We start from the raw sequence: 26,569 nt of genomic DNA, 5'->3' as shown, positions 1-26,569 counted from the left end.
GACATCGCCAGCGCGCAATTCTACATCAGCCGTCCTTCACCTGCCCAGGTGGCGGAATTGGTAGACGCGCCAGCTTCAGGTGCTGGTGTCCGTAAGGACGTGGAAGTTCGAGTCTTCTCCTGGGCACCAGTAGCCCCCTTGTTTTGCCATAAAAAACAAGGGCTTAAAAAGTGCGCAGTCGCTCTCGGTACACAGAAGAGGTACACGAGAGGATATATGACACGCAATCTACCTTACTTATTCGAGCGCAATGGAAGCTTTTATTTTCGTCGCCGAATTCCTGCGCGTTTTCACGACCTAGCGGGTTGCTCCGAATGGAAACTTGCCTTGGGAAAGGACCACACTCAGCGTTCCCAGACACTACTTGAGTTACGAGCACTCAGTGAAGCAACGGATGAAGCGATCGCTCAAATGCGGCGAAACAATCCGGTTAGTCGGACGTTACTTAGCGATGCGCTTATTCGTCTTTATCCTGAACGCCAGTCGGTCAATTCCATTTCCATCGAAGACGCCGCTAAGGGTTATGCGGACAGCAAAGGGCTTTTAGACTTGCACAAGGCCGAAAAAATGGCCGTTGAGCAATTCTTGGCGTTTTCGAATGAATCATCATTGGTGAAAATCAAACGCATAAATGTCCGAGACTGGATTGCTTGGCTCAGAACCACACGGGGGCAAAGCGAGGCAACCATCCGACGTCGCTTGGGCTCGTTATCCGCAATTTATGCTTACGCTATGGACGTCGAAGACGACGCTAGGCCCAACCCATTTTCCCGTCACCGATTGCTGAATGCTGATCACGGGTATCGTCTTCCCTTCCAACGTAATCATCTATCGCTTATCGACGAATGGCTGAACGGATCGATTGGAAAACGCCCGACCGGACAAATTATTCGCTTATTGCGAGCGACGGGCGCACGCCCCTTAGAGATCGGCGGACTATGCGCAGAAGAAATACGCCTCGACGTGCCGATTCCATTTCTAATGTTGAGACCCAATGCCCTTCGAGGATTGAAAACTACGAGTTCGCAGCGAGCGATTCCACTCGTAGGTGATGGCATTGCAGTCGCAAGAGAAATTCTTTCTCATGCAAACGCAGGCGCAGTTTTTCCAAAAACATGCCATCACACTGGCTCGCTTTCAGCACGATTAAATAAAGGATTGCGATCAGCGGGAATTCCTCACTCACCAAAATTCACAGCCTATTCCTTCCGTCACTCTATCGAAGAGAACCTTCGGCTCACAGGCGCAACATTTGACGTCCAACAAGCAATTCTTGGTCATGCAAAACGTACGACCACGGAACGATATGGCTCGAAGCATGTTTCTCTCGAAAGGATGCGAGATGCGTTAAACGCGGTGACAGGCCTGCAAGCAACTTCCAATTAATATTACTCTTGATACGTATCTTTTTGCCGATACAACTAAGGTGACTTTTTTAAAAAAGGGGGGGGATACTTTTGTATGATAAAAATTCTGCTTTTTCGCCCACTGTCGCACTGACTTACTGGTTATAGTTTGATCATTTTCGGTATTTCACGGTTCATCCATGACAAATCATCGACACCGACTTTTAAGTGATTCATCACATCATTATCTTCAATTTCCAGAAAGAAATGGAATTTTTTAAATAGAGAACACAACTAAAAACCTAAAAAAATTCATTTTCTCTTCTTCTTACGCAAAGTCGTGAAGACGAATGCTAGACAAAAACCAGTAAATAAATATAGTTGTAGTGAATATTTCGGAATCCACTCCGGAATCAAAATTTTCTGAATTATTAGCGCAGAGAAATACCGAAATTATGAGAATAATCCTTTTCCTTGCAGCATTGGGGGCGAGTTTCATATCTCCTGCGGCTGCCCTAGTAACAACCACAGTTACCGATACTACATCGGAACAGATTACAAATCGCCTCGCACAAGCATGCCTTGATGTAGGTTACGCCATCGACGAAGTGACCAAATTTACTCTCAATTGTTCTGCGGGCGTTGTTTCAACAAACCTGTTTCCGGCAAAGGAAGGGCGCTCTTACAAAGGATGGAGCTATATTCTGAAATTCAGCATTATTCAAACTGAAAAAGACGTGAAAATCGGTGCAAGAGCTTATATCGACGATCGAGAACTTACGGAAAGACGCATTCTTCTTGAGTTAGTCGATTTCTTAGATGAATATTTTCCTGACCCTTAAGGAAGGAAAACAATTCCCCCTTATATTTTAAATGCCATAAAAGAGTCTCATGTCACCTCCACAGCGATCGAGGCTATATGCACCCTTCGGCCGTCACGCCACCGACATACTTATCTGAGTTTTTAATTTTCGCACTACTATTTCACCCCCATATAACCGCTACCGATTGTCCGTCGCGGATGGTGTGCGAGCGGCCAGATTTTCCAACCGATCAATTGATCAACGACACGCCAAGTACGCCCCTCATCTCGTAATGGATCCGGGAAATAATATTTCTGCATCAACCATTCCGCAACGACGCGCCAACCCTGAGTCACTGGCAGGTCACGAAGCCATCGCTCGACTTCAAAAACCCTATAATAGGTTTTATTCCCGCGATATTTTGCACGAGGGACCGGCGATGGCCCCTTTTTACGGATGCGCCAGTTCGCAAGGACCTGTATGGATAGGCCAGTTAGATCGGCAAGCTCCATGCTCGAAACTACATCCCATGGCGCGCGCTTTAATTTAGCAAGTTGCAATAACGCGGAAGCGTTATCATTTTTAATCTCATGACTCACGCTACTCACTCCAGATAATTTTTCTTTTGAAATTATTAGCTAAATATAACCCAAAATTAGAGGTGAGTGAATCGACGAGTGAGGTTCTCGCCGATTCATTTCGACTCATAAATATCCTGAGCCGGGTGTTTTTAAATATTCGGTTTGAATATCGTCGACACCACTATTTTTCCATTTATCGTGATTGCGAACACTCCAGAGACGGGGGCGCGTTCCGTCGTGCAGAGGAATTTGACCCAACCTGTGGAAATTACATGAGTTCATTGCCGATAAAACACTATTCCGCCGAACATTATTATTCCCTTTAAATTTAAGGGCGTGAATTACCTTATCCAAATGTACGATATCGCTATGAAAGGGGTGCTCCCTTGCCTCCACCATATCTCTTAACTCTTGTTCTAGCGGCGGACGCGAGTCCTCAACAAGCTCCGCCTTCGCTATTGTCATCGGAGCAGGCATACTCGGGCTAAAGTCAGAAATCTCACGCTGAAGCAGGAAATGCTTGAAAGCCGCGGCTTCCTCCTCAACTGCCCGCCAAAGCCTTTCATAATAAGCGAACTCTTGACGCTCCATTGCCGAATTCACGACGAAAAATCGACGATCATCTGGAGGCAACAAAGCAGCGTTTCTGTGGTTGGAAAACATCAAGAATGCTCTAGGCGTTGATACATTCCGCATAGGAATGTGTTTCTCCTCTGCAGTACAGGTCTCTTGAGTAATCCAAGGTTTCAGATTGTTATAAAATTCTAGGCGCTCGCCCATCATAAGCTCTTCCATAAACAGAACCTGACAGTCGCCCCAACCTGCACGGAACCGATTATCTGCTTGATCGGGTCCAAGCTCCTTGATGTTATGCTTACCAATCAGGTGAGTAATCAGAGCAGAGAGTACACTCTTACCAATACCCTGCTTGCCCGAAACCAATATTGCATGGCTTAATTTAACTCCTGGTTTTTGCACCACACACGCAAGATAATTCAGAAAATGAGATTGCGTTGCGGAGTCTGAAAATAGGAGGTCAAAGTGACTTTTAAGAACCTCCCAATTACCTTCACGGGGCTCAACGCCTCCTGACCGCCATGTATTTAAAAAACGAACACCATCCGCTTCTAATATTAGATCGCTACAGCCGGGTTTATAAGTAGCGCGATCTACCTTGCCCGTGCGTTGATCCTGAATCAATGTCTGCGAAATGCTACCTTTCTTTATCAAATGGTTATATCGTGTACGGAATGCAGGCTCTGTTCTGACCTCTCTGGTTACCAAGGAATGGAATCGCTGTGTTTCTGCTTCGATCACCCATTCGCTCTGAAGTTTTGCCGTTTCCGGCGCGGCTCTCCCAAAAGACATCGGACTGTTGATCGTGCCTCGGACTGCACATTCTTTACATTCGCTTCGTACTAACGAATTCTCGATATATTGACATCGAGGAGGAGACATACGGTTTTTGGCTTCTTCAAATTTTGATTGAGTTTCGTGGGAGTTATATCTTGGGTCTTGGCGTGACAATTTGTGAAATAAGGACTCTCCATCGGAACACCTAGACAAAGCCCGCGCTAAAACAAGCCATTCGTCATAGCTTTGCCCGATAGGCTTCTCTGATATTCCCCGAAGGGAAGCACACCCCGCGCAAATTGCGGAAAACGATGCATTGAAAGTTGGTGTATATGTGTCATCAGCTTCAGCCAACACCGAAGGCTGCTCTTCTTGAATTTCTTTTACAGAGACGACAGTTTTACAAAATGTAAGAAGTTCAGAAATTGAGTATTTTTTGCTCATTGTAATAGCTCCACAGGCTTTGGTGGGTTAGTTTTGTGATTTAGAGTTCCTGGCATTCGTGTCACACGAGCTAGGTCATGCGTCGCATCAAATTTCCAACCTCGAAGGTCCGATGCCGATTGACGAAGAGCTTGATGAAATTGCTTTACGTTTGCGGCATATTCATTTCGCTCGTCATCGGATTTGAGCAACACACCGCCATCATGCAGCCAGTCTAAATAGAGGCCGTTCCCCGATGAACGAATGTGACTAGGCTTCGGTATTTCAGCTTCGAGTAGCCAATCCATCACCTCGTCCAATGATTTGGGCAAACAATTCTGAGAATGAACATTGGGCTCAACAGAATACAGATCAGCGTCAAACATTATCCCTGGAGAAAACACGACGTCTTTGCTCCGCCCACGGCCATATTCTGGCACCTCGCCAATAAGGCACCATCCGTGATATATGTCAGTATCTCGACCTTGTTCAGCCATAAAGTGCTCTGCCGCCTCGAGATCGTTTGCGGCAAAACATTTAGTGCTCTTCGAAAGCTTGCACCAGACAGCTAGGTATCCCTCTCCGTTGGTGCCTTCATACAAATTTTGTAGGTATTCCATTTTGTCCTCTTATGGTTTCGCGTTGGATTAACGCAAACCTCGAATAGAAAAATGGAATCCGGTCTGGATATCGGGAATGGTCAGTAAACCATGGTCAGTAATTGGTATTTAATGCTGACGGAATTGGCGGGCAATATTCATTATCTCAGGTTGAGCCTTTAGAGATGAATCAGCTGGAACCTTTAACCCTTCCTCTTCTAATTTTAGGGCTAACCCGTGCAAAAATTTATTCTGCGATGTAAATCCTTGGTCCTTTGCAAGCGCTCGTGCGAATACCAATATCTGGTCCCAATTGAACTTCGAAGGCGCACCAGGCTTAGCTTTGGTGGCTAGATCGTTTTTCGGAGCTTCGTTCGTTAGCAATTCTTCGATTTCAGTACGTGAAAAGCTAACATCTATGTAACAAGAGTAATCGGGGGAAAAGCCCTCTGGCACATCGTTTGGGTCGAAGTAAACACGATTATTTTCCCAATCCCATTCAACTTTGCATAGCTCTTGAGGCGAAATAATTGACCATCCGCTGGAAAGGTCTTGATTCGTTGTAAAGTCACTGACATAGCGACCATGAACCTCGAGAGAGCAATCGCCTGCCAATCTCGATAATTTAGCCTTGGCATCTTCCGAATTGTCCTCATCGAAAAAATCCGCCAAAATTTCACTAAGTCTAATGTAAGGGCTTTTAATGTGCGCAATCATCAGGAAGCCGAAATTATGTCCATTAGTGTCGCAAAATCCGTAACGACATCATATTTTACTTTATCGGCATCAAGGCGCTCATTGACTTCATCAAAGAATTTGCGCGCACATTTGATCTTGGTTCGCTCAATCTCTCGTAGCGCCATAGACGACATTGAACCTTTGGTTTCAGCCATAAAGTAAATTTGCTTAACGGCCCCTCGCTTGAAAGAAATCGCCCAGTCCGGATTGTAGTCGCCGACCGGAGTCGGAATCAGAAATCCGCGCGGCAATTTTGCATAGACAACAATTGAATCGCTCGTATCGAGCTCATCGACAAACCGCCGCTCCTGTTTGGAGTCAACAATGCAGTAATCGTATATATGGCGTTTGAGCTTATCCGTAGCGCGCGAGAAATCCTGCCCGCTTTGTGCCGCCGTGAATATATCTGTTTCATAGCGATCTTCGACCTCGTCATATTGCAGTTTTTCGATGACGGCTGTCGCTTTTTGTTCTTTGATAAGCCGCGAGGATTCGGCGATAAAATGTTCTGGGTTTTGTCTGAATTGCTCGAATACTGACGCCTCAATTCCAGTTAGAATCTCCGCAACCGTTTTCCGCGTAAGCTGAACATTTTCCGCTACCTTGCCAACGAGGTCATAAGTAACACCTGAGTAAACTGAGCCGCCACGTTCGGTTGATGTTTCAGTGACTTTAAAGCTCTCGCCAGCTTTCAGCTGCTCATCCGTGACAGCAGCGGACTGCTCACCGCGTTGAACAGTATATTGGAGGGGCGTTACACGAAGCTCACTGTTTAGCGCCTTAATGGCCTTAGCGATAAGCTCGTTCGAGTCAAACTCAACGCGATAAACCGCTTTGCGGTTTATCCTGGACCAAAGCTCCTGGAATTCCTTCTTTTTGAAATTGTCATTCAGCGGGTTGGTCTTCGGTTTTCGTCCGTCATCGATTTTTGGCAGCTTGCTATCGTCAAAGACGCTGTCGATTAGATCGATAATTTGCTCGCGATACGGTTCCAGCTCCTCTGCAAAGCCAGGTAGCGCGCCACTATTCTTCGCTTGATGATATTCTGCGGTTATAGCGTCGTCTTCATCGGTAAAGTCGTTCTTGATAAGATATCGATAAATCTGTTTCGCCACCTTCTCATCGATCTCGACTGGCCCACCTTCGGTGTGGATGATCTTGCCCGTGAAGTAGTCCGCATTCGCCTTGCGAGGTCGTGCAGATAGCGTTTCGGCGATCTCGCTCTGTAGCCCCTTGACGAAATCCTTGTAGCTCTCACTTGCAACGACGGTCAGTACATTGATCTCGTGCACCATGGCAGGATGATCGATACGATCCCCATGGCGGTCAACGGAAAGTCTTAAACCTCGCCCAACCTCCTGCCGTCGCGAGATCGTATTGTCGCTGTGCTTGAGCATGCACATAACAAAGACATTCGGATTATCCCAGCCTTCTCGTAGGGCTGAATGCGAAAAGATAAAGCGCGTCGGTTCTTCGAACGAAAGAAGCCGCTCTTTGTCTTTTAGTATTAGATCATAAGCAGTTTCATCATCAGAAAGGCCTTTTTCTTCGCCCTTCTTTTTGACGCTCGGATCGACCATCCGATTCTTCTTATCAATTGAGAAGTAGCCATTATGAGTTTTAGCCGGATCGATATCACCTAAGTATTTTCTGTAGTCGTCGTTATCAATCGCGAGCTCGGAGAGATATTCCTCGCGAAGCGCCTCATACTCGCGCTCGAAAACGCGCGCATAATCGCCTTTTTCATCTTCCTGTTCGTAATCGCGATACTTCTTCACTTCATCAATAAAGAAGAGGGAGAGAACTTTAATGCCTTGTGCGAATAGCTGCTTCTCCTTATCGAAATGCGCCTTGATCGTTTCGCGAATTTGAATGCGGCGCATGTCGTTTTCATTCACATCGCCAGTTGCCTCACCGGCAACAAGCGTTTCGCCGTTCGTAAACTCGACCATGTCTTGGTTGGCGTCAATCTGTGCAATGACATAGCCGCGATATTGATCAAGCCCGCCGGAAACATCATAAAGATCCCGTTTGAATTCTAGGCGTTTAAGCTGACGTCTTATTTCGCCAGATTTTAGTTTCACCTCCATCTCGACCCGAGCGACCGGAGCCTTGGTCGAGATTTCAATCCCTTCAAGATATAGATAGGCATTAGTCCCGGCGAGCCCACGCGTTTGAATGCCGCGAACGGCGATCTTCTTCACAAGCTTCTGATTATAAGCGTCGAGCGCATCTAAGCGATGCACGCGGCAATGCTGCATTCGGTGTGTCGCCGAATAACGCAGGATCATCAGCGGGTTGAATTTTGGTAGGGCGTCCAGCGTCGCCTTGCCTTCCATCTTTTGCGGCTCATCCAGGATCAAGATAGGCCTGTTGGCGCTTATGACATCAATCGGACGGCGGGATTGAAAGTCATCCAGCTCATCGTAAATTCGGCGATTATCCGCACCCCGCGCATTAAAAGCCTGGATGTTGATGATCATAACATTGATGCCAGCATCCGAGGAAAAACTCTCTAGCTCATGCAGGCGCTTGGAATTGTAAGTGAAGAACCGCGCCTTCTTGCCATAGGTCTCAGCGAAATGGTCGGCAGTGATCTGGAATGACTTTTGAACACCTTCGCGGATTGCAATGCTCGGAACCATGATGATGAATTTCGACCAGCCATAGCGCTTGTGCATCTCGAACATCGTTTTGATGTAGCAATAGGTCTTGCCAGTCCCGGTCTCCATCTCGATATCAAGATTGATTTTAGCGCCCGGCTTGTATGTGCTCTTCGCTGGCTTGCGTGCGCCCTTTGAATCGAGTGTCGTGAAATCACTGAGCGATTTTGATTGCGGTAGGTTTTGACTTTTTTGGACAGCTTGGATGTTGGTCAGAAGCACTGCATCACTCAGCCGGATATCTTCATTCTTAAATCCATCCTCAAGCTCAAAGCTCGCCATCTTTTGCCTGCCTGGATCAATCCGATAGCGCAAAGGGTCGGCCTTCGGCTGTCCCTCAAAGCAATCAACGACCGCTTCAACGGCTGCGGTTTGATAGGGCTGTACTTTGAACTTGAGTTTCATCTCGTGCGCCCCAACCCTTAAATCGACTTTATGTCGGTTGAAGGAGAGAGCTGCTTGAAAATCTGCTCCACATTTATCTTCACAGCATCGGATACGAATCCGTTGTCACGGAAGACAACGCGCATAGGCTCGTGCTTTGCAAGCTCTTTAACAAGTTCTTCTGTGACGCCGCGATCAAAGCAAGCAACTAGGTCGTAAGGTGCATCATTGACGAAGAACACGGTCTTGTTATGAAGTGTTTCTTTGCGGATCGGCAGTGTAAGATCAACGCCCCAATCGACGAGAACTTGAAATAGTAGGTCTTCGGGATCAGTGCGGTCGGGTTTTACGTTTTCGACTGTGTCTAGTAGCTTTTCTTGATCCGTATTCTCGGGAGCATAATAGGTTTCGGACATGTTTGATGTGTCCAGCCTTAACACCCGAAATCCGACGTCTAAGCTCTCGCGTTTCTTGGGGTTCTCTTTGACTATCTTCTCACCAGACAAGCGGAGTCGATATTTTGTTAGCTCTGAGACAAGGTGTGGTTTTTTCCTGCTATTAAGAAAGTTCAAAGCGGGCTTCACGCCTTTTGCTTTGGGATCGATTTCTTCCGCCAATTGTACAAGTATGAATCTTAAACCTAAATCCTTGTCAGCATTAATCTGCATTACTGCATGACCTGTTGTCCCTGACCCCGCGAAAAAATCAAGAACTATGTCGTTCGGTTTAGGGTCAACATACGAAATCCAGCGAGCGAGCACCTCTCTGTCCTTTGGGTTGTTGAATACCTTGCCCCCAAAAAGAGATGATAGTTCGTTGCTAGCCTGTAATGCGCTTCTATAGAAGTATGAGCTGGCAACCTGAATTGGAAGATCCGTATTGTCTTCACTATCGTCATCAGAGTCCAAGCTGCCATCGTCAATTTCGACTAAATACGTCTTTCGTATGGGTGGTTCTGAATGATCATCTCTGAAGACGACCTTTCCACTTTTTATCATCTCCTCCATTTTATCGAGTGTGCTGTATCGCCACCCTCCTTCAGGAACAGCGCAAGGCTTGCCTGTTTCGGGGTGAATTACGTCGTACCGTGGCCCCCCACCGCCTGGCCACGACATATTGTCGTCGCGCCAAACTCCTCGCTCATCAACTTTATTGTAGCGTGAATGCTTTTTCGATGGGTGGTCTCGATCTAGACTGGCGTAAAATTCTCTTATGCCCAGCTCGATAGCGTCTGTGTCTTCGCCAAATTTCTCTTTCAGTCGTAGATACTCATTGAGAATTTCTTGCGCACCTGGTTTACTCTCGCGCCACCGGATTTTTTTCTCTTGGAAATAGCTTTTATTTTTAGCGTACAGCGCGATGTATTCGTGTCCGACCGAAATTAATTTAGCGTCGTTTTTCCGACCTTTTTCCCATACGATCGAAGCGATAAAATTATTTTCTCCAAATATCTCATTACAGATTAGTCGAATCCCAGGAAATTCATTATCATCTATACTGATAAAAATTACTCCATCATCTCTAAGGAGATTTTTTGCAACTTTTATTCGAGAATACATCATACCAAGCCAGTCGGAATGGAACCGACCCGAATTTTCACTATTTGCGACAAGTCGATTTCCTACTTCATCAAGTTGATTAGACTTTTGCAAAAATTCATTTGATGACTGCGCAAAACTGTCGCGGTATATAAAATCCTTTCCGGTATTATATGGCGGATCAATGTATATTATTTTTATCGCATCTAGATACGTCTCTTGTATCAGCTTGAGTACGTCTAAGTTATCTCCTTCAATAAATAGGTTTTGGGTTTTGTCGAATGCTACACTTTCCTCCCTGCACGGACGTAGCGTCTTTGCAATGGGAGCATTTGCTGCATATAGTGCTCTTCGCTTACCCGGCCAATCCAGTCGATAGCGCTCTTGCGGCCCCTCAACGATATGGTCTGACAATTCCTGGCGAAGCTGATCGAAATCGACAGCGTAGCGAACTTCGCCATTTTCATCCTTTGCCTCTGTAACGCACCCCGGAAACATCTCTCGGATTTTCGCGATGTTCTCATCGGTCAGATTCGGGCTGTGCATCTTTAGTTTTTCCATCGTTCGTCTCTTCGCCTTAGGCGTCTTTGATCGCGGCTTGGCCGCCAAGTTGTTCGAGTTCCAGAGTCGCTTCACGCAGTTCGGCGTTGATCTCGACCTTTTTGTTGAATTGGTTTTCGCGGGAAAGCCGCGACTTAATCCGCGCTATGTCACGCTCCTTCGCCCGGATAGCCTCAATACGCGCGACACGCTGAGGCAATTTCTCCCCGTCATGTGCGGCGACCGGCATCAATTCGGATAAAACCCTATCATAGAGCGCTCCGAGATTGAGCGCGCGGGGCAGCGCTTTGCGTGGGTTATCCACAGGCTCCCAATCAGCCTCAAAATATTCACTAACCACCCATTTGGCGGCGTCCGCTTCGCTCGGCCTTTTATACGCCGCAATGAGCTTCCGCTCTCCGGGCTTTTTAAGTTCGAACAAGATTGGAAATGCAATCGCTTTGTCAATTGTATGCAGTACATCATGATCGATGCTCGTTCCCTTGAGGCGCACATCAAAGACCTGGATTTCCGCTACGCCCGGAGCTGCGGCAAGGTTGATTGTCTCGGGCGCAAGTTTGAAGCTCCAGCTAATCTGCTCGACTTGATCGACAAAGAGCTGACGCACCTTGTTCGAAGCGCGTGCAGCGTCATAGATTTTGGATTTTGGAACGACACGCCCAAAGTGGGCAGCACGCGGAAAGTCATAACACCCCGTCATACCGCCTCCTGCACGACGAGAAACGCGATGAGTTCGAAGTCATCGAGCCCAGCGATTGTGTTGATGAGTGCTGTTGTACGACCGGTGGAGAAGAGACTATCGATGTCTTTTTCTTCCTTTACATCGATCATGGAATGAATGGCTTCGCTGAGTAGATGGGATTGACGATCCATCTTTCGTCCGTCATCAGTCTGTTCATTGAAAAGGCGGCACACAGCCTGGATCGGCTCGGATTCTCCTTTGCAGCTTGCCCGCATTAAATCGAGCAATTTCTTGACTTCGGTATGGTCGGCTACGATCTCACCGTCGTGCGAGATGTAGACAAGATAATAGGGGTGAAGACGGTTCTGCTGATTGATGTTCACGCCATCATGAATGTTACGCAGCGCGAAGATGATGCCTGGCTCAAGTCCTAGGTCTGGGTCGGCAGGCACAACGGCGTGAAGCCCGTTTGGCATACGCTCTAGGTCATCATGTTCCTTTACGTAGTTAAGCAGGTCCATCCGAAAGTCATTAAGCCCGAGGTCGGTAATTGAGACGCCGGTCTTTACATCCTCTAGCTCTATGACCTCCTCCTGAAGACGCTTAAGCTGCTCCTTACGATAGGCGATCTCACTTGATTTCGCTGTCAAGACATTATCGTCGCCCGTTGCAGTTACGTCAGCGATCATCATGCGGTTTTCGACGCGCTCTTTCAGATTGATATATTCGTCAAGCGTGATGTCAGGCCAATAGTTGACGAGCTGGATTTCTTTGTTTGGCGATCCGATCCGGTCAATTCGCCCGAAGCGCTGAATGATCCGCACAGGATTCCAGTGTATATCGTAGTTTATCAGGTAATCGCAGTCCTGAAGGTTTTGTCCCTCCGAGATACAATCCGTGGCGATAAGGATGTCTATCTCAGCATCCTCATCCGGCATAATTAGCGCCTTGTCCTTCGAACGTGGCGAAAATAGCGTCAAGATCGATTGGAAATCGTAGTGTTTCTTAAGTGTGGTTTTGGGCGCATCTGTTCCTGTGACGCGCCCAGCGTGTAGGCCCGATTTTTTCGATAGTTCTGGCGCAATATTCCTATACAGATAGTTCGCCGTATCCGCGAACGCCGTAAAAATCAGGATTTTGTTGTTTCCAGGGTTTAGAGGCTTCGCGATTTTGTCCTCAATGTGTTTTTTAAGGTGCTGGAGCTTGGCGTCGTCTTCGGGGCGAATAAGGTCCATTGACGCAAGCAGTGCATCAATGAGCGCGAGATCGCTTTTTAGGTCGTGCGTCCAGGATTGAACGTCCATGTCAGCAAGGCTAATTTTAATCTTTCCCCCAACAGTAAACTCACCTAGCCCTGAAAGGTCATCATCATCTGGATCAAAGTTTGCTGCCTCATCGGTAAAATCCGACACATCAAAAACGCCACCGGAACGCTCAAAATCGGCAATCGCATCGAGTGTGTTGTTGAGATTTGATTTCAGTGACCGCAATGTCAGCCGGAAGGCCTCAACCGAACTTTCAAGGCGCTTTAGTAGGTTTGTCGTCATTAGCGCCTGAAGGCTACGCTCGCGATCAGCCTGCCGCAACCGCCCTCCACCGCCTTCTACCTCGGTATCATATAATGCTTCGTATTTCGCGATTCGGCTTTTTAAGATGTAACTCAATGGTGCGTATACGGCGAGTTTCAACATCCCGAGTTGCGTTACTATATCGTTGAGCCCCATAACATCCTTGCGGGTCGTAAGTGGGCAATGATACGAAAGCGGCTTCCTTCGTTCAGGAAACTTGCCTATATCCGCTGTGTCATAAAACGTTTCGATATGCTTCCGCGAACGTGCAATTGTGACGCTATCCAACAGCTCGAAAAAATTGAAGTCGAGCATTTTCAAAATGGCTTGGGCAGTACGCTTTTCTGGTGGAAGTGTTGACCAATTGTTGAATGCTGTTTGCGCCCTCCGGAATATCTCTTCCACACTCGCCTGTGATTTTAATTTGTTGCTAAGATTCTCTGATTGACCTTCATAAGCAAGCGCCAACTGATTACGCAGGTCATTGAATCGATTGTTCACTGGCGTTGCAGATAACATTAAAACCTTGGTCTTCACGCCTTCGCGGATAACTTGGTTCATCAGCTTTTGGTAACGCGTCTCTTTATCCTTATAGATATCGTTATTTCTGAAATTATGGGATTCATCGATCACCACGAGATCGTAATTCCCCCAATTCACACGATTAAGAGGTATGCCAAAACTATCACCACTCGTGCGCGACAAATCAGTGTGGCACAGAACGTCGTAATTGAATCGGTCTTTTGAAAAAATATTCGTCTTGAGATTGGTGTTAAAGTTTAGCCAGTTATCCGCCAACTTCTTGGGGCAAAGCACCAGCACGGATCGATTGCGTAGCTCGTAATATTTTATGACGGCGAGCGCCGTAAAGGTTTTTCCTAAGCCAACGCTGTCAGCAAGGATGCAACCATTATAGGTTTCCAATTTGTTGATAATGCCCGTAGCTGCATCGCGCTGATAATTAAAAAGCTTGTTCCAGACCGCGCTATCGAGATATCCCGTGCGATCATTAGGGAGCACATCTTCGTCAATCTCTTCGAGAAATTCATTGAAAAGATTGTATAGGATTAAGAAATATATCCTTTCAGGTGCGTTCTCATGATAGACAGATTCTATGTGCTGACAGATTTTTTCTGTAACATCTTCAAGCTTTTCCGGATCGACCCAAATCTGATCGAATAAGTCTATGTATGTTCCCGTAAATGGAGCGCTATGAAAACGGTTTACGATGTTAGAAACAGCGTTGCCTTGTTGATAACCAAGGTCAACGGCAGTGAAGCCACCGACAGGCATATAGGCAACTTGTTCGGTCGAACCATCGATGCATACGAACTGCTGCATCGGCGCTTTCGTCTTATTTGAACGAAATCTTGCTTTCGTGCGAATCCAGGCTGCACATTCACGCGCTATCGCTTTTTGTGTTAACTTGTTGCGTAGTTGAATCTCAAACTCCGAGCCATACAAGCTACGCTCTCGCTGCGCTTTAGGAATGTAGAATTCGCGACGCTCTCGCTTAATCTGGTCGGTGACACCCTCCGGCAAAAATGTCGGTGCCGTGAAGATAAAGTCTAGACCATCAATTTTTGACAGTTCAGATTTCAGTGCCTCAAATGCATAGATCGAAAAACAAGACGCAGCTATTTTGAGTCGCGTTCCACGCTCAAGCGAGGCCTTAAGGTCATCGCCCAAAGTTTCCGTAACGTTGTCAATAACTTTCATAGCCGATCACTTTGGCAGGAATCCCTGCATAGGCCTATCCGAATTCATCGAAAGGTCAATAAATCGAACGGTTTATTGCGTCCGAAATGCACGTAATCGATTGTATTTATTTGCTTTATGCGATCATTGGCGTTCAACACAAAATAGTCACATCAATAGTAATATTAACAAAGGCTAGAGCCTTTTCACTGTAGATCACCCGAATCGAGAGCTGTTGCCATTTTCCAGAGAAAATTAAAGTAAAAAACAACTACACACTGTATTATTGGCACAAATTCAAGATCGCACTACGCTATCGCGCTATCAAGTGAAATGCCCGTGATTTTTCATTGCGGTGAATAAACCAAAAGATAGGTGATACCTTTTCCGCTCTATTTAGGTCATGCGCAAAAAGAAAAACAAAAGCGACTTAGTGAACGACACTGGATATACCCACCAACTTAATTGACAACATATTTGCGTCCGCAGACAATTTCGACACCACCCTTCTGCACAGGTAGGCCTCCTATTTTTTTCAACAATTGCCCCGATTGGGACAATTCAATGCTTTTCGTCTTCAAAAAATTCTCGCCAACGGTTTTGCCGAAAAACATTCAATTGCATCACTCATCCGAATATATCTTCCATACTGGCCACCCGACAAAATACCAAAGCGATCGACAAAGGCCGGTTCAGGCAAAGGCATTGTCGCAACATCTGCTGTCGACCGAAACTTTTGCCGGTGCTCACCACTTTTTACGACCCCCAAAAAGCACAGCGAAACATACCAGCAGGGCTAGCGTATCGCCGCGAAAAGCTCCAGAATAGAAGGTACACAAAGTAGTACACCGAGAGTTGAAGACATCGCCAGCGCGCAATTCTACATCAGCCGTCCTTCACCTGCCCAGGTGGCGGAATTGGTAGACGCGCCAGCTTCAGGTGCTGGTGTCCGTAAGGACGTGGAAGTTCGAGTCTTCTCCTGGGCACCATAACAGCGATAAAAACCCTAATAAAAACAATAGATTAAAGATTTTCCAGGCGTTTGTAGCTACAAAATTGGTTACAAAAGTGAGAATCTGCTATTATGTTTATTGTGGTCAAAAATCTTCAATTTGATGGTAGCAAATATTCCTACCGAAAAGCCGTACCAAAAGACCTACGGTCGATCATTGGCAAACGCGAATGGGTATTCAAAAAGCGCTTCAAAGGCCTTTCACCCTCACAAGCCATGGCAGAAGCGGAACGGCTTAATGCGCGGCTGCAACTTCAAATTGATACTTTCCGGAATGATCGCGACACCATCGTCAATCGAAAACAAGCCGCAGAGGATTACATACGGGACCACCCTGATCTTCTCGACAAAAAGCCTCTGAAATATGGCTATACGAATCAACAACTCGCGATTGAAGAACTAGTTGAAGACTTTCCCGGGGATCTTGCAGATCCAAACGACCCTAACTCGAAGATCCTTAACCCACCCCCACAATTTATACAGGATGTAATTAGCGCGGCGCAGAATGATGGAACGCTGATTCCTGAAACGCATAAATTATCCGATATTTTCCATTATTATATTTCGCATCGATACGACGGGGTGGCCCCAAAAGAAGCAAAATTCGCTCTCAAATCATTTGTTGATTATTTTTCCAACATAGACTTACGGTTATTAAGCCGCACGCAGGTCAAACGCTGGGCTGAGCATTGCGATAAGAAACTTGGTAACTCGCCAGCGACCATCAAACGTCGGCTTGCAGTCGGAAGTGCGATGGTCAATCGATACATTCTCGATTTCGAGCTAGATACTGAACTAACAAACCCATTTAAAGGTCTTGGGTTATCCGCACCACATACAGGTGAAGAAAAGCTACCTTTCAACGAGGCTCACCTCAACGCGATTGACGCCTACCTGAACGAATCTAGAATTTCGAATCAGAACAAAGCTTTCTTGATGCTGATGAAATACACTGGTGCTGGCTTGACTGAACTCGCGGGATTAGAACAGCGCGATGTCACCTTGAGCGGGGATGTGCCATTCATCAACATTCGGATAAATAAATTACGGCCAATGCTAAAAACTTCAGCACGACCTAGACGGATACCGTTGGTCAAAAAGGCCAAGAATATTCTCACTTCGTTTAAGACCGGCGAGACTTCCGATCCATTTTGGGGGAAGGAAATTGACCCTCATTCGCTTAGTGCCGCGCTTAACAAAGCAATTCGCGCTGCCGGTGTTCCAAAATCCAAGCGAATTACAGTGAACTGCTTCAGACACACCCTAGAACAGGCAATGCGAACAACAAATGCCACCGAATTAGAACAGAAAGCCATACTTGGGCACAGCAAAAGAGATACGACACAAAAATACGGTGCTCCGACACAGGACCTAAAGAAACTACTTAAAATTTTAAACAAAGCTCATCGCAAACTTGGGAAAGTTCATCTCGACATTTACACAGAGGATGAGCTTATATCAGAACAACAGGCCCCCCCGAAGAATAAACCCAAGACCACAGACTCAAAACCTTCCGCTATTAAGTCCTAAGATTTTTTGTTCGAAATCGACCTTTCCCGACAGCATTCATTCCCATAGCGCACGCAATATAATTACATCATGAGCAAATACGAAAACGCAAAATTGTTGGACTGCACACGAACCAGCAACGCTAAAAGCTATGTAATGGCTGCGGACAAACTCGCAAAGGAATTGAGCCTCACAGGCCAAAAGAAGCACATCACACGAAATACCATCACATTACTGATCAACTGTACTCACCAGCAAAAGTTCTACAAGGACCAATACATAAAGTTCGGGAAAGCAGAGAACTACTTCAGGGAACTTAAAACCTCTGGAAATTTAAACACAATAGGAATTAGCTATACCTTCATCGACCTAATCAACAAAGCTATCGAAAACGACTTAATAGAAGAAAAGATTGGCTTCCATGACAGAAATTGGAGTGGGAGAATAACCCGCATTAAGCCCACAGAAAAACTCATTAGCGAATACATAGATGCCTACGACCTTCATAACGCCAAAACAGAGCGTAAGCTGGAGCCGTTGGTGCTTCGTGATAGAAATAAAACGTCTAAATCATTCAACACCACCAGCCAAGTTAAGCGCTATCAAGACATAGTAAGGCGTTACAATAACTTTATCGGGAAGCAGTCTTTGGCTCTTTCGGGAAGCAATACGACCCAAAACTCAAATGTCATATTTGATGACTATCACGTCTACCGAGTATTCAATAATTCATCTCTAACCCACGGTGGACGGTTCTATGGGGCTTGGTGGATTAACCTGCAGAGCGAACTCAGGCCACACATTACGATCAATGGCGCAACAACAATCGAATTAGATTTCCAAGCTCAACACGTTTACTTGATGTACGGATTAGAGGGGATTTCTTATCTTGAAAAGAAAGAGGACCCATACGAATTAGATGGGTATCATCGTAATACGGTCAAAAAAGCAATACTAACAGCAATCAATACAACGAATATGACCGGAGCATTCAGAGCATGCCTGAAGGAACTCAAAGACAAATACGGAAGTGCGGTAAGGTCGATGGATTATTTCACCTATGTGTCCCCAGTGGATACCAAGGCTGGTTATGAGGGGCTGATATATGCCTTCCTTGCAAAGCACCCACCTTTGGAAAAGCACCTGCACACAAATATCGGCAACACGCTGATGTACCTCGATAGCCAAATTTGCTCACACATCCTTGACCACATGACCGAAAGAGAGCTGCCCGTATTGCCCATCCATGACAGTTTTATCCTACGCAAGGATGACCAGAATGAACTGATAATCGCGGCAACCGCAGCGTACCAAAAGGTATGCCCTAAGGGGATAGCTCCTTTATTATAAAAATGAAATAAATCAATTTGTTACCTTATAATACATCTCCTACCTAGACTACCCTAAGGGTACCTATGTCTATTTTTGTTTATGTAGATAACATAATGACGCAATATTTATAAAATAAACACCTCACACTTATATAACCTATATTACCCATAACTAGTTGGAAATATGATATTTCTATTTAATTACAGACAGTTAGAAATGGTAATGTGACACTAACATAGGCGGTCGCTTGCTGGTCTGGTTAAAACATTACCCATACAGCCCAAGCCCATTCCCAGAGTAGCGCTTAATGGGACACAGAGACTCGTGGGTGGTGTTTTGGATAATCCGCACACACACCATAGTCAGGAGCCAAAAGAGTCTCAGCGAGTCGCTACAGCCCAAACAAGACCATTGACGAATACACCTCGACGAAAGGAGCCTACATTAATTTGAAACTGGCATTTAATTGAACCTACAAACTTGCAGCGCAAGCGTCAAACGGAGGCAAAATTTCTAAAATGAAAATACGCTAAATACGGCATTAACAAATGCAAGCGGCGGTTATTCTATTTGGCAACGCCGCGAGAACACTCATATTTATTTGCATACCGATAAATCATAATACGCGAGAAAACTGTTGTCGACGAAACAAAATGATAGCTTCACATTTCGGTTTCGAATTATTTTTTCGCCTATTTATCACCCTCACATGCGCCATTATCTTCATCGTCACAGATAACTTCTACGCTGTCGGCCAAATTTCTCATTACAGAATCGGAGTTCTGAGAAGCGCTATTTGATAGAAGATCACTAGGCCTTTCTATTGCGCGCAAACGTACCATGACTTCATTGCCATACGGCGTCAAAGTCCAATAAGTAGCAGTGTCCTTTACGGACCGAGCTTTCTGATTTTCGGTTATGAGTCCCAATGCACGCAATTGAACCTTTATAGTTTGGAAATCGTGATCAAGGGTTTCTGCTTCATTAAGCACGGCTGATTTTACCTTTTCCACTTTCGCAACCCTCTCGACAAAATAATTGTATTTATCAAGCTCGATCATTGAATTTATTGCATCGCTTAATTGTTCATCCGTTGCTTCATTTATGAGCAGAGGGGCTACCGCAGAGAAGATTGCATTCCAAGTATACTCGACCGTAAATTTATAATTAACTCGCCTTAAAGAGCCCCCTAGATAACATTTAGCAACCACTGCAAATTCGAAATCTTCTTCGCCCTGAGACAAATGATCAGTATCCGGAGGAGCTTGGGTTCGTATTTTAACCAGCCGCCCTTCCAATTCATCTACTTGGTGCCTTAAGCGCAAAATTTCTTTTGCTGCATCCTGCGAGGTAACCATATCACCTCGAACCCATCCGATGGCAGGATTGCGTTTTCGTAAACGATTTATGCCTTGGACAACAACAGCAGCCAACCCATCCGGACTAGACCACTTTTTGCACATCCTAGCCTCAACCAGTTTTCTAAACTTATTTAATTTCTCTTTCCCATCATCTGTAGCCTCAAGCTTATCCCCCTGTAGCTTACCAATGTCCTCGTGAATAAAGGCGATTACAGGCTTCCCCGTCTCAACTGCATATCTATATTCTTTTTCCGTGTAACCTGAACCATAGCGCCCAGCCAGAATGAGAACATAATAATCACATTCGTCAATTACTTCCTTGATAACCCCCCACGTCTCCTCATCCGCAGCAGGGAACAATTCCATACCCGATGGAATACAATCCAACTCAAGCAATGCATGCATCACGTTCTGTCGTTCTATCTTCAGGTCTTCAAATGTCGAACTAACAAAAACCTGATACCTCTTATCCATAGAAGATCTCGCTCAAATTAGATGCTGGCTATTCCACGCCAATAATTCAGAGGGCTATCAGGGTAAATATCAAGGCGCAACTTCGCCCATACATACGCTTGAGAATGTCCCATCATCTCTATTTTTACCATGAGATGCTTCGGTTCAGATTTTCCGCCAACATAAAATGACCACTTATTCAGACCGCCCCATAGGCGACGATAACCTTTTCCATCATGCGTCCGCGGCCGTAATTGCGCATCAATTTTATAGAGACGCGGCCGTCTAAAACAATGAAAGAATAGCCAGGGTAATCGAATTTCCGTTATATGAAACGTATCGCTTTTCAAACGGACCTCCAAATCGATTCTTCGGAAATCACCACCCCACATCGGGAATTGACCAACACCATCGGTATAACTATTTGGTTCGAATTTCTCCCACTTAACACGCCAGTCAAGCGGCGGAAAATCTAAATGAGCCAACCGTCTTGTGCGATAACTAACAAACAATCCCGTCAACGCTACCGCGGCCGAAACGCCAATCAAAAAATCTCCGACCCCGATCACATCATTCATGCCCCCCCCCCTTCCAAACCGGGTTCGAAACAACATTCCGCGGATTAACCTTTAATTAGAAGGACTCATTCGATGCATAAATACCCCACCATCGCAAATAGCCTATTTGCTTCTATTCCAACCACTTGATGGTTTTCAACTCAACCACCGAAATGCTCCGAATCCAAACAAAGCAGACAAAAACATAGGCAACGCTGCGGGGATTGGAACAGCTTGGATTTCTATGGTGCCTGACGCCGTACCATTAAAGGAAGATCCGTCTACCCCAGAATACTGCCAATCGTTTCCTGCTAGATTAAACTGAAATGGTGCACCTTGATTTGCATCACCTAAAAATATCGCTCGGGTTCCACTGTGATTACCGCTAGGCATCCCATCACCAGCTTGCTCACAACCAAAGAAGGCATTCTGCGTGACCAAACAGAAACCCAACATTCCTGAGCCGTTGAAAAAGAGATAACCGTAATTTTCGTCAAATATACCTAACGAAGCTGTGTCGTTTCCATGAATACCAAGACCTAGCTGTGGGACATCAAAATTGATACTTTTTATGAGGGCGAGTGTGGGCAGGTTACCGCAGTCAGTAACGCAGTAATCGTTGAAGTCTACGAGGTCTTCAGAATCCCAAACGAACGAACCGGTGCCTGAGATTGATACTGCCTCCCCATTCGAGAAACCTTCCCCCTCTAGCAATATCTGATAGGTGACCGGTTCTGCATGTGCTGGCATAAAACCAAGAAAAAACGCAATTACGGCACCAATAATACTTCTCATGAACTTCCCCCAATGCAATTTGTGATGATTTATATCAATATTGATCCCAATTGAAAGCTATAGACGTAGAGAATGCAGGCGCACTCTATGATTGAGTGCAACCACAAGCTTCTCACCCTTAAATCCTCGGATGTATGCGATGTTACCCCCAGACCTCAGGGGCGCATATTATCAATAACGAGCTACCGGGGTGTTTTTCCGGGTACCCCTCCCCAATCGTAGCCCACCCTTATCAAGCTACGACGATAGGAGTTCGAGTCCTCCTTTCGGCGCGGTAGTTCGGGTCCCAATTTCGCACCAGCCATACAGTTGATCAGAGGCATGCAATTTGATACAAAAACAGATGCAATTCGCTACATTAAATGGAAATTTACCACCTCTAAGCTATTGTTTTTTAGTTGTTTTTAATTTGGTATGGTTCCTCTCCTGGGCACCAAAGGGACATCCCAGAAAATCCGATAACGATAAATAACACAATGATTTCATTGCTTTACGCATCAACTACGCGATAACAATGTCCGACCTTATCCGGCCTGATTTGTTGGTATCCAATCGAAATGTTGGTACTTTCGTTGGTACCCTACCCCGTTTTAGCGCTATGGTACTGCCACGATACCAACGAAAGTACCAACAATGGCGCTTACAGATATACAAATCCGCCGCTTAAAGCCCGAATCTAAGCCATTTAGAAGAAGTGACGGCGGCGGCCTTTACATCGAAGTTAAACCCACTGGCTCAAAACTCTGGCGCATGGCGTACCGGTTCGACGGGAAGCAGAAATTGCTGGCTTTCGGCGCTTATCCAGACGTTTCCCTCGCACTTGCGAGAAGCAAGCGCCACGATGCAAAGGCACTCCTCGCCGAAGCGATTGATCCTGCCGCCCATGCAAAAGCTGAGAAGGAAGAACAGATCGCGCTCACTGAACACACTTTCGGGAAGATCGCGGACGAGCTTATCGAGAAGGGCGAGAAAGAGGGGCTGGCTGAACGAACGCTGGAGAAGAAGCGGTGGCTGTTAAGCCTCGCAATGCCAGACCTTGGCGACCTTCCCATAACGGCGATAACTGCACCGCAGATACTCGCCACACTTCGGAAAGTCGAAGCGAAGGGGAATTACGAAACGGCTAAGCGAATGCGATCCGTTATCGGGCAGGTTTTCCGATTCGCGATCTCAACGACGCGAGCGTCCAACGATCCGACTTTCGGCCTACGTGGCGCGCTCACAACACCCAAAACCGTTCACATGGCGGCTTTTACTGAATGGGAAGATTATGCCGGGCTCATTAGAGCCATTTGGGGTTATCAATCAGGCGCGCCGGAGACACGTACAGCGCTTAAGCTAATGGCCCTACTCTACACACGCCCGGGCGAACTGCGGCTCGCAAAATGGGATGAATTTGATCTTGATGCGCGCAAGTGGACGATTCCGGCGGAACGGATGAAAATGCGCCGTAAGCATATCAAACCACTACCGACCCAAGCCGTCGAATTGCTTAGAGAATTGCGCGAAATAAATTTTGACACTGAATTGGTATTCCCTTCCACATTGCGGAACGGAAAGCCGATTAGCGAAAACACAATGAATACAGCACTTCGCAGAATGGGGTTTACCCAAGACGAATGTACGTCGCACGGCTTTCGCGCCAGCGCATCAAGCCTATTAAACGAAAGCGGGAAATGGTCGCCAGATGCTATCGAAGCAGAATTGGCGCATAGAGGTTCAGACGAAGTTAGACGCGCCTACCACCGCAGTAGCTATTGGGACGAACGCGTGAAAATGTGCCAATGGTGGGCGGACCGACTACTCGCCGTTACCTAAACTGGAATCAGCCACGGGAAATTATTTCAAGCATTCACAATTGAAAAAATGGCAATGCAGCTTTCTCAAAGAGAACATCATCGTTGAAAGTCAGCATCAAGCTCTCAGTATAACGCTACCTGTGTCCAGAACCACTTCTGTCAAAAGTTGGGTAGTGTCTCAGTTATTTAAAACAAGCTTGGGTATTTGGTTTTGATTCATCTAATGTTGTCCGATAGCGTATATTAAACAGGTCGGACCGATGTCAGATGCAGACTACCAAGCTGATGAGAATTGCTTCAAATATTTCGCCAGATTAGAAACGTGGACTCGCGAGGAGGCCGGGGCGTTACTGCTCAGGCTCGATCCTCGGATTGTGCTAGCGCGAGATAGAATATCCGGATCGCGCCCAGCGTTTAATTTTCGACAGTTCTGCGATCTTTTGGAAATGCTCAATAGAGCTAAAACTGCACTATCTGATGGCAGGCATCTTAAGCCCGAGCAAATTCTAAACTGGGCCAAAACTCAGGGATATAGTCCACCAAAGGAGCTCGTCATAGCAGTCAAGGCGGCGAAAGTGGTGAGGCAATCGGATGAACAACTCATCCCAGAATCTGATTTCAGCGCGAATATCGAAAACCAGGCCATCGCAAGCGAACTACCAAAAGATAATGTTCTGCACCATAAAACTAAATCATCAATGCTAAAGCTGATCGCTGGAATGGCCGTTCGCGGATACGGTTATAACCCGAAACTGCGACAAAACTCAGCAATAACAGACATAGAGACTGATCTTAGGTTACTCAATGTTCCCCTAAGCGATGATACAATCCGCAGGTGGGTCAATGAAGCTTGTGAGTTGATCGACTGGGAAACGATAGATGATGACGCAAAATAGCAACAACCCTAATTAGGATTGTCGAAATCCTAATTAGGCCTCGATCCCGGCGTATCCTAATAACACTGCCTCGAACCGTTACAAGTCGAGGTGAACTAAATGGACAACAACAAATTCCCCCAAACCGGATTTGTCCGCCTGAAGCAAATTCTGGCACCCTCCGGCCCAATCCCAGTTTCCAAGTCCACCTGGTGGGCTGGCGTCAAAGACGGGCGTTTCCCTAAGCCGCTCAAGCTGGGCGCACGCGTCACTGTCTGGCGCGCTGAGGAAATCTACGCGCTCATTGCCAATGGCGTGTCCAGCAATGGGGCGTAGGCTGAATGGCCGGTCGATCAGTATCCACCGCTGCTATACAGTTAGTGAAACGGCCACTGCCTTGGGCTTACACAGAGGCTCAGTCCTCAGGTGGCTTAGCAAGGGTGAATTGTCGCCAATCGACCAGTCGAAGCCATTCCTAATTCATGGAAAGGCGCTTCGAGAATTCATCGACCGCCGTACTCCCAGAAAACAGAAATGCGCGCTTCATGAATGGTTTTGCTTTAGATGTCGCGCACCCCGTACAGCAGCGTTTGGTGAAGCCGAGATTATTGGCGCGAATGTGAACTCCTGCAATATCCGGGCGCTTTGTTCCGACTGCGCAGCGGTGGTTCACAAGCGCTTCTCGCTGAAGACCCTTGCCACACTCCGTCGAATAATTCGCCTTTCAGCGCCGCAGCATCTCAAACACCTAATTGAGTGAATACACCCCTGCTTAAATGTTCACTTAGACTGGGAGCGCGAAACCATGCTCAAAATCAACTCAAAAAATGAGCGGATCAAACGGAAATATCTGAATTGGCTCGAAGATGCGAGACGCAAAGATGTGAAGACGACCACTCAGGTCGCCGCAGCAATTTCGCTCTTTGAACAATCGACCGGGAACCGCGATTTTACAGCCTTCCACTTTGAGCAAGCGCGCAAGTTTAAGCGCGACCTCGAAAAGGCGACAAATGAAAAGACTGGCAAGCCGCTGTCCGAAACAACGATCCGATCACGTCTCCAGATACTAAAAGCCTTCATTGAGTGGCTTTCGGACCAACCTGGATATAAGAGCAAAGTGGATTTCACTGACGCTGCCTATTTTAGCCCTTCCGGTCGCCAAGACCGAATCGCCGCTGCTTCGCGCGAAAAGCCTTTCCCGAGCCTAGCTCAAATTCGACACGTCATTACCACCGCTCCAGACGAAACCTCTATAGAAAAGCGTGACCGAGCCTTAATTGCATTTGCCATTTTGACCGGAATGCGTGATGCAGCTTTAGCGTCCCTTCCCGTTGGCAAGGTCAATATGGCTAGGCGCGAAGTGTTTCAGGATGCTCGCGTCGTCAATACCAAGAACTCGAAAACGATGAAGACCTTTTTCTTCCCCGTCGGGGACGACTTCGTGAAGATTATCGAGGAATGGGTCGCATACCTGAAAACAGAGCTACTTTTCGCCGAAACAGATCCGCTTTTCCCCAAGACAGAAACAGGCTTGAATGAAGATGGAGTATTCGCGGCTTTGGGCCTCACACGTGAATACTGGACCGATGCATCCGCAATTCGCCGTATCTTTCGCGAGCGCTTCGAAGTCTCTGGCCTGTCCTATTTTCACCCCCACAGCTTTCGGAAGACCCTTGCCCACCTCGCCTATGACCTGAACCTGGGACTGCGCGACTCAAAAGCCTGGAGCCAGAACCTTGGCCACGAAAAGGCCGACACGACATGGACGAGCTACGGAACGCTCCCCGACCATCAAACTGGAGAGATCATGGCTGGCCTAATGGACAAGAAAACCGCGCCAAGCGAATCACCGCCACCCGAAGCACTTGAATGGATGAAGCGCCAGGTTGAGCGCGGGCAATAAACTCTCACCTTTAGGATTTGATAAAGCTTTGCTGAG

General features: G+C 46.6%; 20 protein-coding genes and 2 tRNA genes. 11 read left to right on the top strand and 11 right to left on the bottom strand.

Features of this window, described 5'->3' with window-relative positions:
* Positions 1 to 42: 42 nt before the first annotated feature.
* The 3 genes from ABFZ83_RS15105 to ABFZ83_RS15095 all read left to right on the top strand — a co-directional run bounded on the left by ABFZ83_RS15105 (position 43) and on the right by ABFZ83_RS15095 (position 2,188).
* A tRNA-Leu gene (locus tag ABFZ83_RS15105) sits at positions 43 to 129 on the top strand.
* Positions 100 to 1,386, top strand: a complete 1,287-nt coding sequence (locus ABFZ83_RS15100; protein WP_411817381.1) for a tyrosine-type recombinase/integrase — start codon at positions 100 to 102, stop codon at positions 1,384 to 1,386. Before ABFZ83_RS15105 ends, ABFZ83_RS15100 begins: the two co-directional genes overlap by 30 nt.
* A 346-nt stretch (positions 1,387 to 1,732) precedes the next feature.
* Positions 1,733 to 2,188: a hypothetical protein gene (locus ABFZ83_RS15095; protein WP_411817380.1), complete on the top strand. Its 456-nt coding sequence runs from the start codon at positions 1,733 to 1,735 to the stop codon at positions 2,186 to 2,188.
* Positions 2,189 to 2,325: 137 nt separating this feature from the next.
* Here ABFZ83_RS15095 and ABFZ83_RS15090 read toward each other — a convergent pair whose 3' ends face one another.
* The 8 genes from ABFZ83_RS15090 to ABFZ83_RS15055 form a co-directional block, all read right to left on the bottom strand.
* Positions 2,326 to 2,748, bottom strand: a complete 423-nt coding sequence (locus tag ABFZ83_RS15090; RefSeq protein ID WP_411817379.1) for a hypothetical protein — start codon at positions 2,746 to 2,748, stop codon at positions 2,326 to 2,328.
* A 105-nt stretch (positions 2,749 to 2,853) separates the two neighbouring features.
* A complete protein-coding gene (locus tag ABFZ83_RS15085; RefSeq protein WP_411817378.1) occupies positions 2,854 to 4,527 on the bottom strand; it encodes a DUF5906 domain-containing protein in 1,674 nt (557 codons plus the stop codon).
* Positions 4,524 to 5,126 carry a hypothetical protein gene (locus ABFZ83_RS15080; protein WP_411817377.1) on the bottom strand — a complete coding sequence of 201 codons (603 nt, stop codon included), beginning with the start codon at positions 5,124 to 5,126 and terminating at the stop codon, positions 4,524 to 4,526. Before ABFZ83_RS15080 ends, ABFZ83_RS15085 begins: the two co-directional genes overlap by 4 nt.
* 108 nt (positions 5,127 to 5,234) lie before the next feature.
* Positions 5,235 to 5,822 carry a hypothetical protein gene (locus ABFZ83_RS15075; RefSeq protein WP_411817376.1) on the bottom strand — a complete coding sequence of 196 codons (588 nt, stop codon included), beginning with the start codon at positions 5,820 to 5,822 and terminating at the stop codon, positions 5,235 to 5,237.
* Entirely contained in the window at positions 5,822 to 8,911 is a 3,090-nt protein-coding gene (locus ABFZ83_RS15070; protein ID WP_411817375.1) for a type III restriction-modification system endonuclease, read from the bottom strand. Before ABFZ83_RS15070 ends, ABFZ83_RS15075 begins: the two co-directional genes overlap by 1 nt.
* Before the next feature lie 17 nt (positions 8,912 to 8,928).
* A complete protein-coding gene (locus tag ABFZ83_RS15065; protein WP_411817374.1) occupies positions 8,929 to 10,989 on the bottom strand; it encodes a site-specific DNA-methyltransferase in 2,061 nt (686 codons plus the stop codon).
* A gap of 16 nt (positions 10,990 to 11,005) precedes the next feature.
* Positions 11,006 to 11,689, bottom strand: coding sequence for a DUF4391 domain-containing protein (locus ABFZ83_RS15060; protein ID WP_411817373.1), 684 nt, complete (start codon positions 11,687 to 11,689; stop codon positions 11,006 to 11,008).
* Positions 11,686 to 14,958, bottom strand: a complete 3,273-nt coding sequence (locus ABFZ83_RS15055) for a helicase-related protein (protein ID WP_411817372.1) — start codon at positions 14,956 to 14,958, stop codon at positions 11,686 to 11,688. Before ABFZ83_RS15055 ends, ABFZ83_RS15060 begins: the two co-directional genes overlap by 4 nt.
* Before the next feature lie 881 nt (positions 14,959 to 15,839).
* Here ABFZ83_RS15055 and ABFZ83_RS15050 point away from each other — a divergent pair.
* The 3 genes from ABFZ83_RS15050 to ABFZ83_RS15040 all read left to right on the top strand — a co-directional run bounded on the left by ABFZ83_RS15050 (position 15,840) and on the right by ABFZ83_RS15040 (position 18,808).
* Positions 15,840 to 15,926 (top strand) — tRNA-Leu (locus ABFZ83_RS15050).
* Between the two features lie 95 nt (positions 15,927 to 16,021).
* A complete protein-coding gene (locus ABFZ83_RS15045; RefSeq protein ID WP_411817371.1) occupies positions 16,022 to 17,479 on the top strand; it encodes a tyrosine-type recombinase/integrase in 1,458 nt (485 codons plus the stop codon).
* Positions 17,480 to 17,614: 135 nt separating this feature from the next.
* Entirely contained in the window at positions 17,615 to 18,808 is a 1,194-nt protein-coding gene (locus ABFZ83_RS15040) for a hypothetical protein (RefSeq protein WP_411817370.1), read from the top strand.
* A 674-nt stretch (positions 18,809 to 19,482) separates the two neighbouring features.
* Here the strand turns inward: ABFZ83_RS15040 and ABFZ83_RS15035 are convergent.
* From ABFZ83_RS15035 to ABFZ83_RS15025, 3 genes are all read right to left on the bottom strand, one after another.
* Positions 19,483 to 20,625 carry a DUF4062 domain-containing protein gene (locus ABFZ83_RS15035; RefSeq protein ID WP_411817369.1) on the bottom strand — a complete coding sequence of 381 codons (1,143 nt, stop codon included), beginning with the start codon at positions 20,623 to 20,625 and terminating at the stop codon, positions 19,483 to 19,485.
* A 17-nt stretch (positions 20,626 to 20,642) separates the two neighbouring features.
* A complete protein-coding gene (locus ABFZ83_RS15030; protein WP_411817368.1) occupies positions 20,643 to 21,182 on the bottom strand; it encodes a hypothetical protein in 540 nt (179 codons plus the stop codon).
* A gap of 135 nt (positions 21,183 to 21,317) precedes the next feature.
* Positions 21,318 to 21,956, bottom strand: coding sequence for a hypothetical protein (locus ABFZ83_RS15025; RefSeq protein WP_411817367.1), 639 nt, complete (start codon positions 21,954 to 21,956; stop codon positions 21,318 to 21,320).
* Between the two features lie 633 nt (positions 21,957 to 22,589).
* Here ABFZ83_RS15025 and ABFZ83_RS15020 point away from each other — a divergent pair.
* The 5 genes from ABFZ83_RS15020 (at position 22,590) to ABFZ83_RS15000 (ending at position 26,533) form a co-directional block, all read left to right on the top strand.
* Positions 22,590 to 23,774, top strand: coding sequence for a tyrosine-type recombinase/integrase (locus ABFZ83_RS15020; protein ID WP_411817366.1), 1,185 nt, complete (start codon positions 22,590 to 22,592; stop codon positions 23,772 to 23,774).
* Positions 23,775 to 24,015: 241 nt separating this feature from the next.
* A complete protein-coding gene (locus ABFZ83_RS15015) occupies positions 24,016 to 24,651 on the top strand; it encodes a hypothetical protein (RefSeq protein ID WP_411817365.1) in 636 nt (211 codons plus the stop codon).
* Between the two features lie 99 nt (positions 24,652 to 24,750).
* Positions 24,751 to 24,966 (top strand): helix-turn-helix transcriptional regulator, encoded by a 216-nt coding sequence (locus tag ABFZ83_RS15010; protein WP_411817364.1) that lies wholly within the window; start codon positions 24,751 to 24,753, stop codon positions 24,964 to 24,966.
* A complete protein-coding gene (locus tag ABFZ83_RS15005) occupies positions 24,941 to 25,390 on the top strand; it encodes a helix-turn-helix domain-containing protein (RefSeq protein WP_411817363.1) in 450 nt (149 codons plus the stop codon). The genes ABFZ83_RS15010 and ABFZ83_RS15005 overlap by 26 nt, the downstream gene beginning before the upstream one ends.
* A 45-nt stretch (positions 25,391 to 25,435) precedes the next feature.
* Positions 25,436 to 26,533 (top strand): tyrosine-type recombinase/integrase, encoded by a 1,098-nt coding sequence (locus ABFZ83_RS15000; RefSeq protein WP_411817362.1) that lies wholly within the window; start codon positions 25,436 to 25,438, stop codon positions 26,531 to 26,533.
* Positions 26,534 to 26,569 lie beyond the last annotated feature (36 nt).

Source organism: Hyphococcus formosus, from assembly GCF_046736345.1.
In the GTDB taxonomy this organism is placed as follows: domain Bacteria; phylum Pseudomonadota; class Alphaproteobacteria; order Caulobacterales; family Parvularculaceae; genus Hyphococcus; species Hyphococcus formosus.
Note: the sequence above shows the minus strand (reverse complement) of the source record. Positions and strands in the feature narration are given on the sequence as shown.

What these genes read in the sequence shown, in the direction of transcription:
- ABFZ83_RS15085 (WP_411817378.1), bottom strand. Translation starts at nt 4,527, where the DNA reads ATGAGCAAAAAATACTCAATTTCTGAACTTCTTACATTTTGTAAAACT.
- ABFZ83_RS15080 (WP_411817377.1), bottom strand. Translation starts at nt 5,126, where the DNA reads ATGGAATACCTACAAAATTTGTATGAAGGCACCAACGGAGAGGGATAC.
- ABFZ83_RS15075 (WP_411817376.1), bottom strand. Translation starts at nt 5,822, where the DNA reads ATGATTGCGCACATTAAAAGCCCTTACATTAGACTTAGTGAAATTTTG.
- ABFZ83_RS15070 (WP_411817375.1), bottom strand. Translation starts at nt 8,911, where the DNA reads ATGAAACTCAAGTTCAAAGTACAGCCCTATCAAACCGCAGCCGTTGAA.
- ABFZ83_RS15065 (WP_411817374.1), bottom strand. Translation starts at nt 10,989, where the DNA reads ATGGAAAAACTAAAGATGCACAGCCCGAATCTGACCGATGAGAACATC.
- ABFZ83_RS15060 (WP_411817373.1), bottom strand. Translation starts at nt 11,689, where the DNA reads ATGACGGGGTGTTATGACTTTCCGCGTGCTGCCCACTTTGGGCGTGTC.
- ABFZ83_RS15055 (WP_411817372.1), bottom strand. Translation starts at nt 14,958, where the DNA reads ATGAAAGTTATTGACAACGTTACGGAAACTTTGGGCGATGACCTTAAG.
- ABFZ83_RS15045 (WP_411817371.1), top strand. Translation starts at nt 16,022, where the DNA reads ATGTTTATTGTGGTCAAAAATCTTCAATTTGATGGTAGCAAATATTCC.
- ABFZ83_RS15040 (WP_411817370.1), top strand. Translation starts at nt 17,615, where the DNA reads ATGGCTGCGGACAAACTCGCAAAGGAATTGAGCCTCACAGGCCAAAAG.
- ABFZ83_RS15035 (WP_411817369.1), bottom strand. Translation starts at nt 20,625, where the DNA reads ATGGATAAGAGGTATCAGGTTTTTGTTAGTTCGACATTTGAAGACCTG.
- ABFZ83_RS15030 (WP_411817368.1), bottom strand. Translation starts at nt 21,182, where the DNA reads ATGAATGATGTGATCGGGGTCGGAGATTTTTTGATTGGCGTTTCGGCC.
- ABFZ83_RS15025 (WP_411817367.1), bottom strand. Translation starts at nt 21,956, where the DNA reads ATGAGAAGTATTATTGGTGCCGTAATTGCGTTTTTTCTTGGTTTTATG.
- ABFZ83_RS15020 (WP_411817366.1), top strand. Translation starts at nt 22,590, where the DNA reads ATGGCGCTTACAGATATACAAATCCGCCGCTTAAAGCCCGAATCTAAG.
- ABFZ83_RS15015 (WP_411817365.1), top strand. Translation starts at nt 24,016, where the DNA reads ATGTCAGATGCAGACTACCAAGCTGATGAGAATTGCTTCAAATATTTC.
- ABFZ83_RS15010 (WP_411817364.1), top strand. Translation starts at nt 24,751, where the DNA reads ATGGACAACAACAAATTCCCCCAAACCGGATTTGTCCGCCTGAAGCAA.
- ABFZ83_RS15005 (WP_411817363.1), top strand. Translation starts at nt 24,941, where the DNA reads ATGGCGTGTCCAGCAATGGGGCGTAGGCTGAATGGCCGGTCGATCAGT.
- ABFZ83_RS15000 (WP_411817362.1), top strand. Translation starts at nt 25,436, where the DNA reads ATGCTCAAAATCAACTCAAAAAATGAGCGGATCAAACGGAAATATCTG.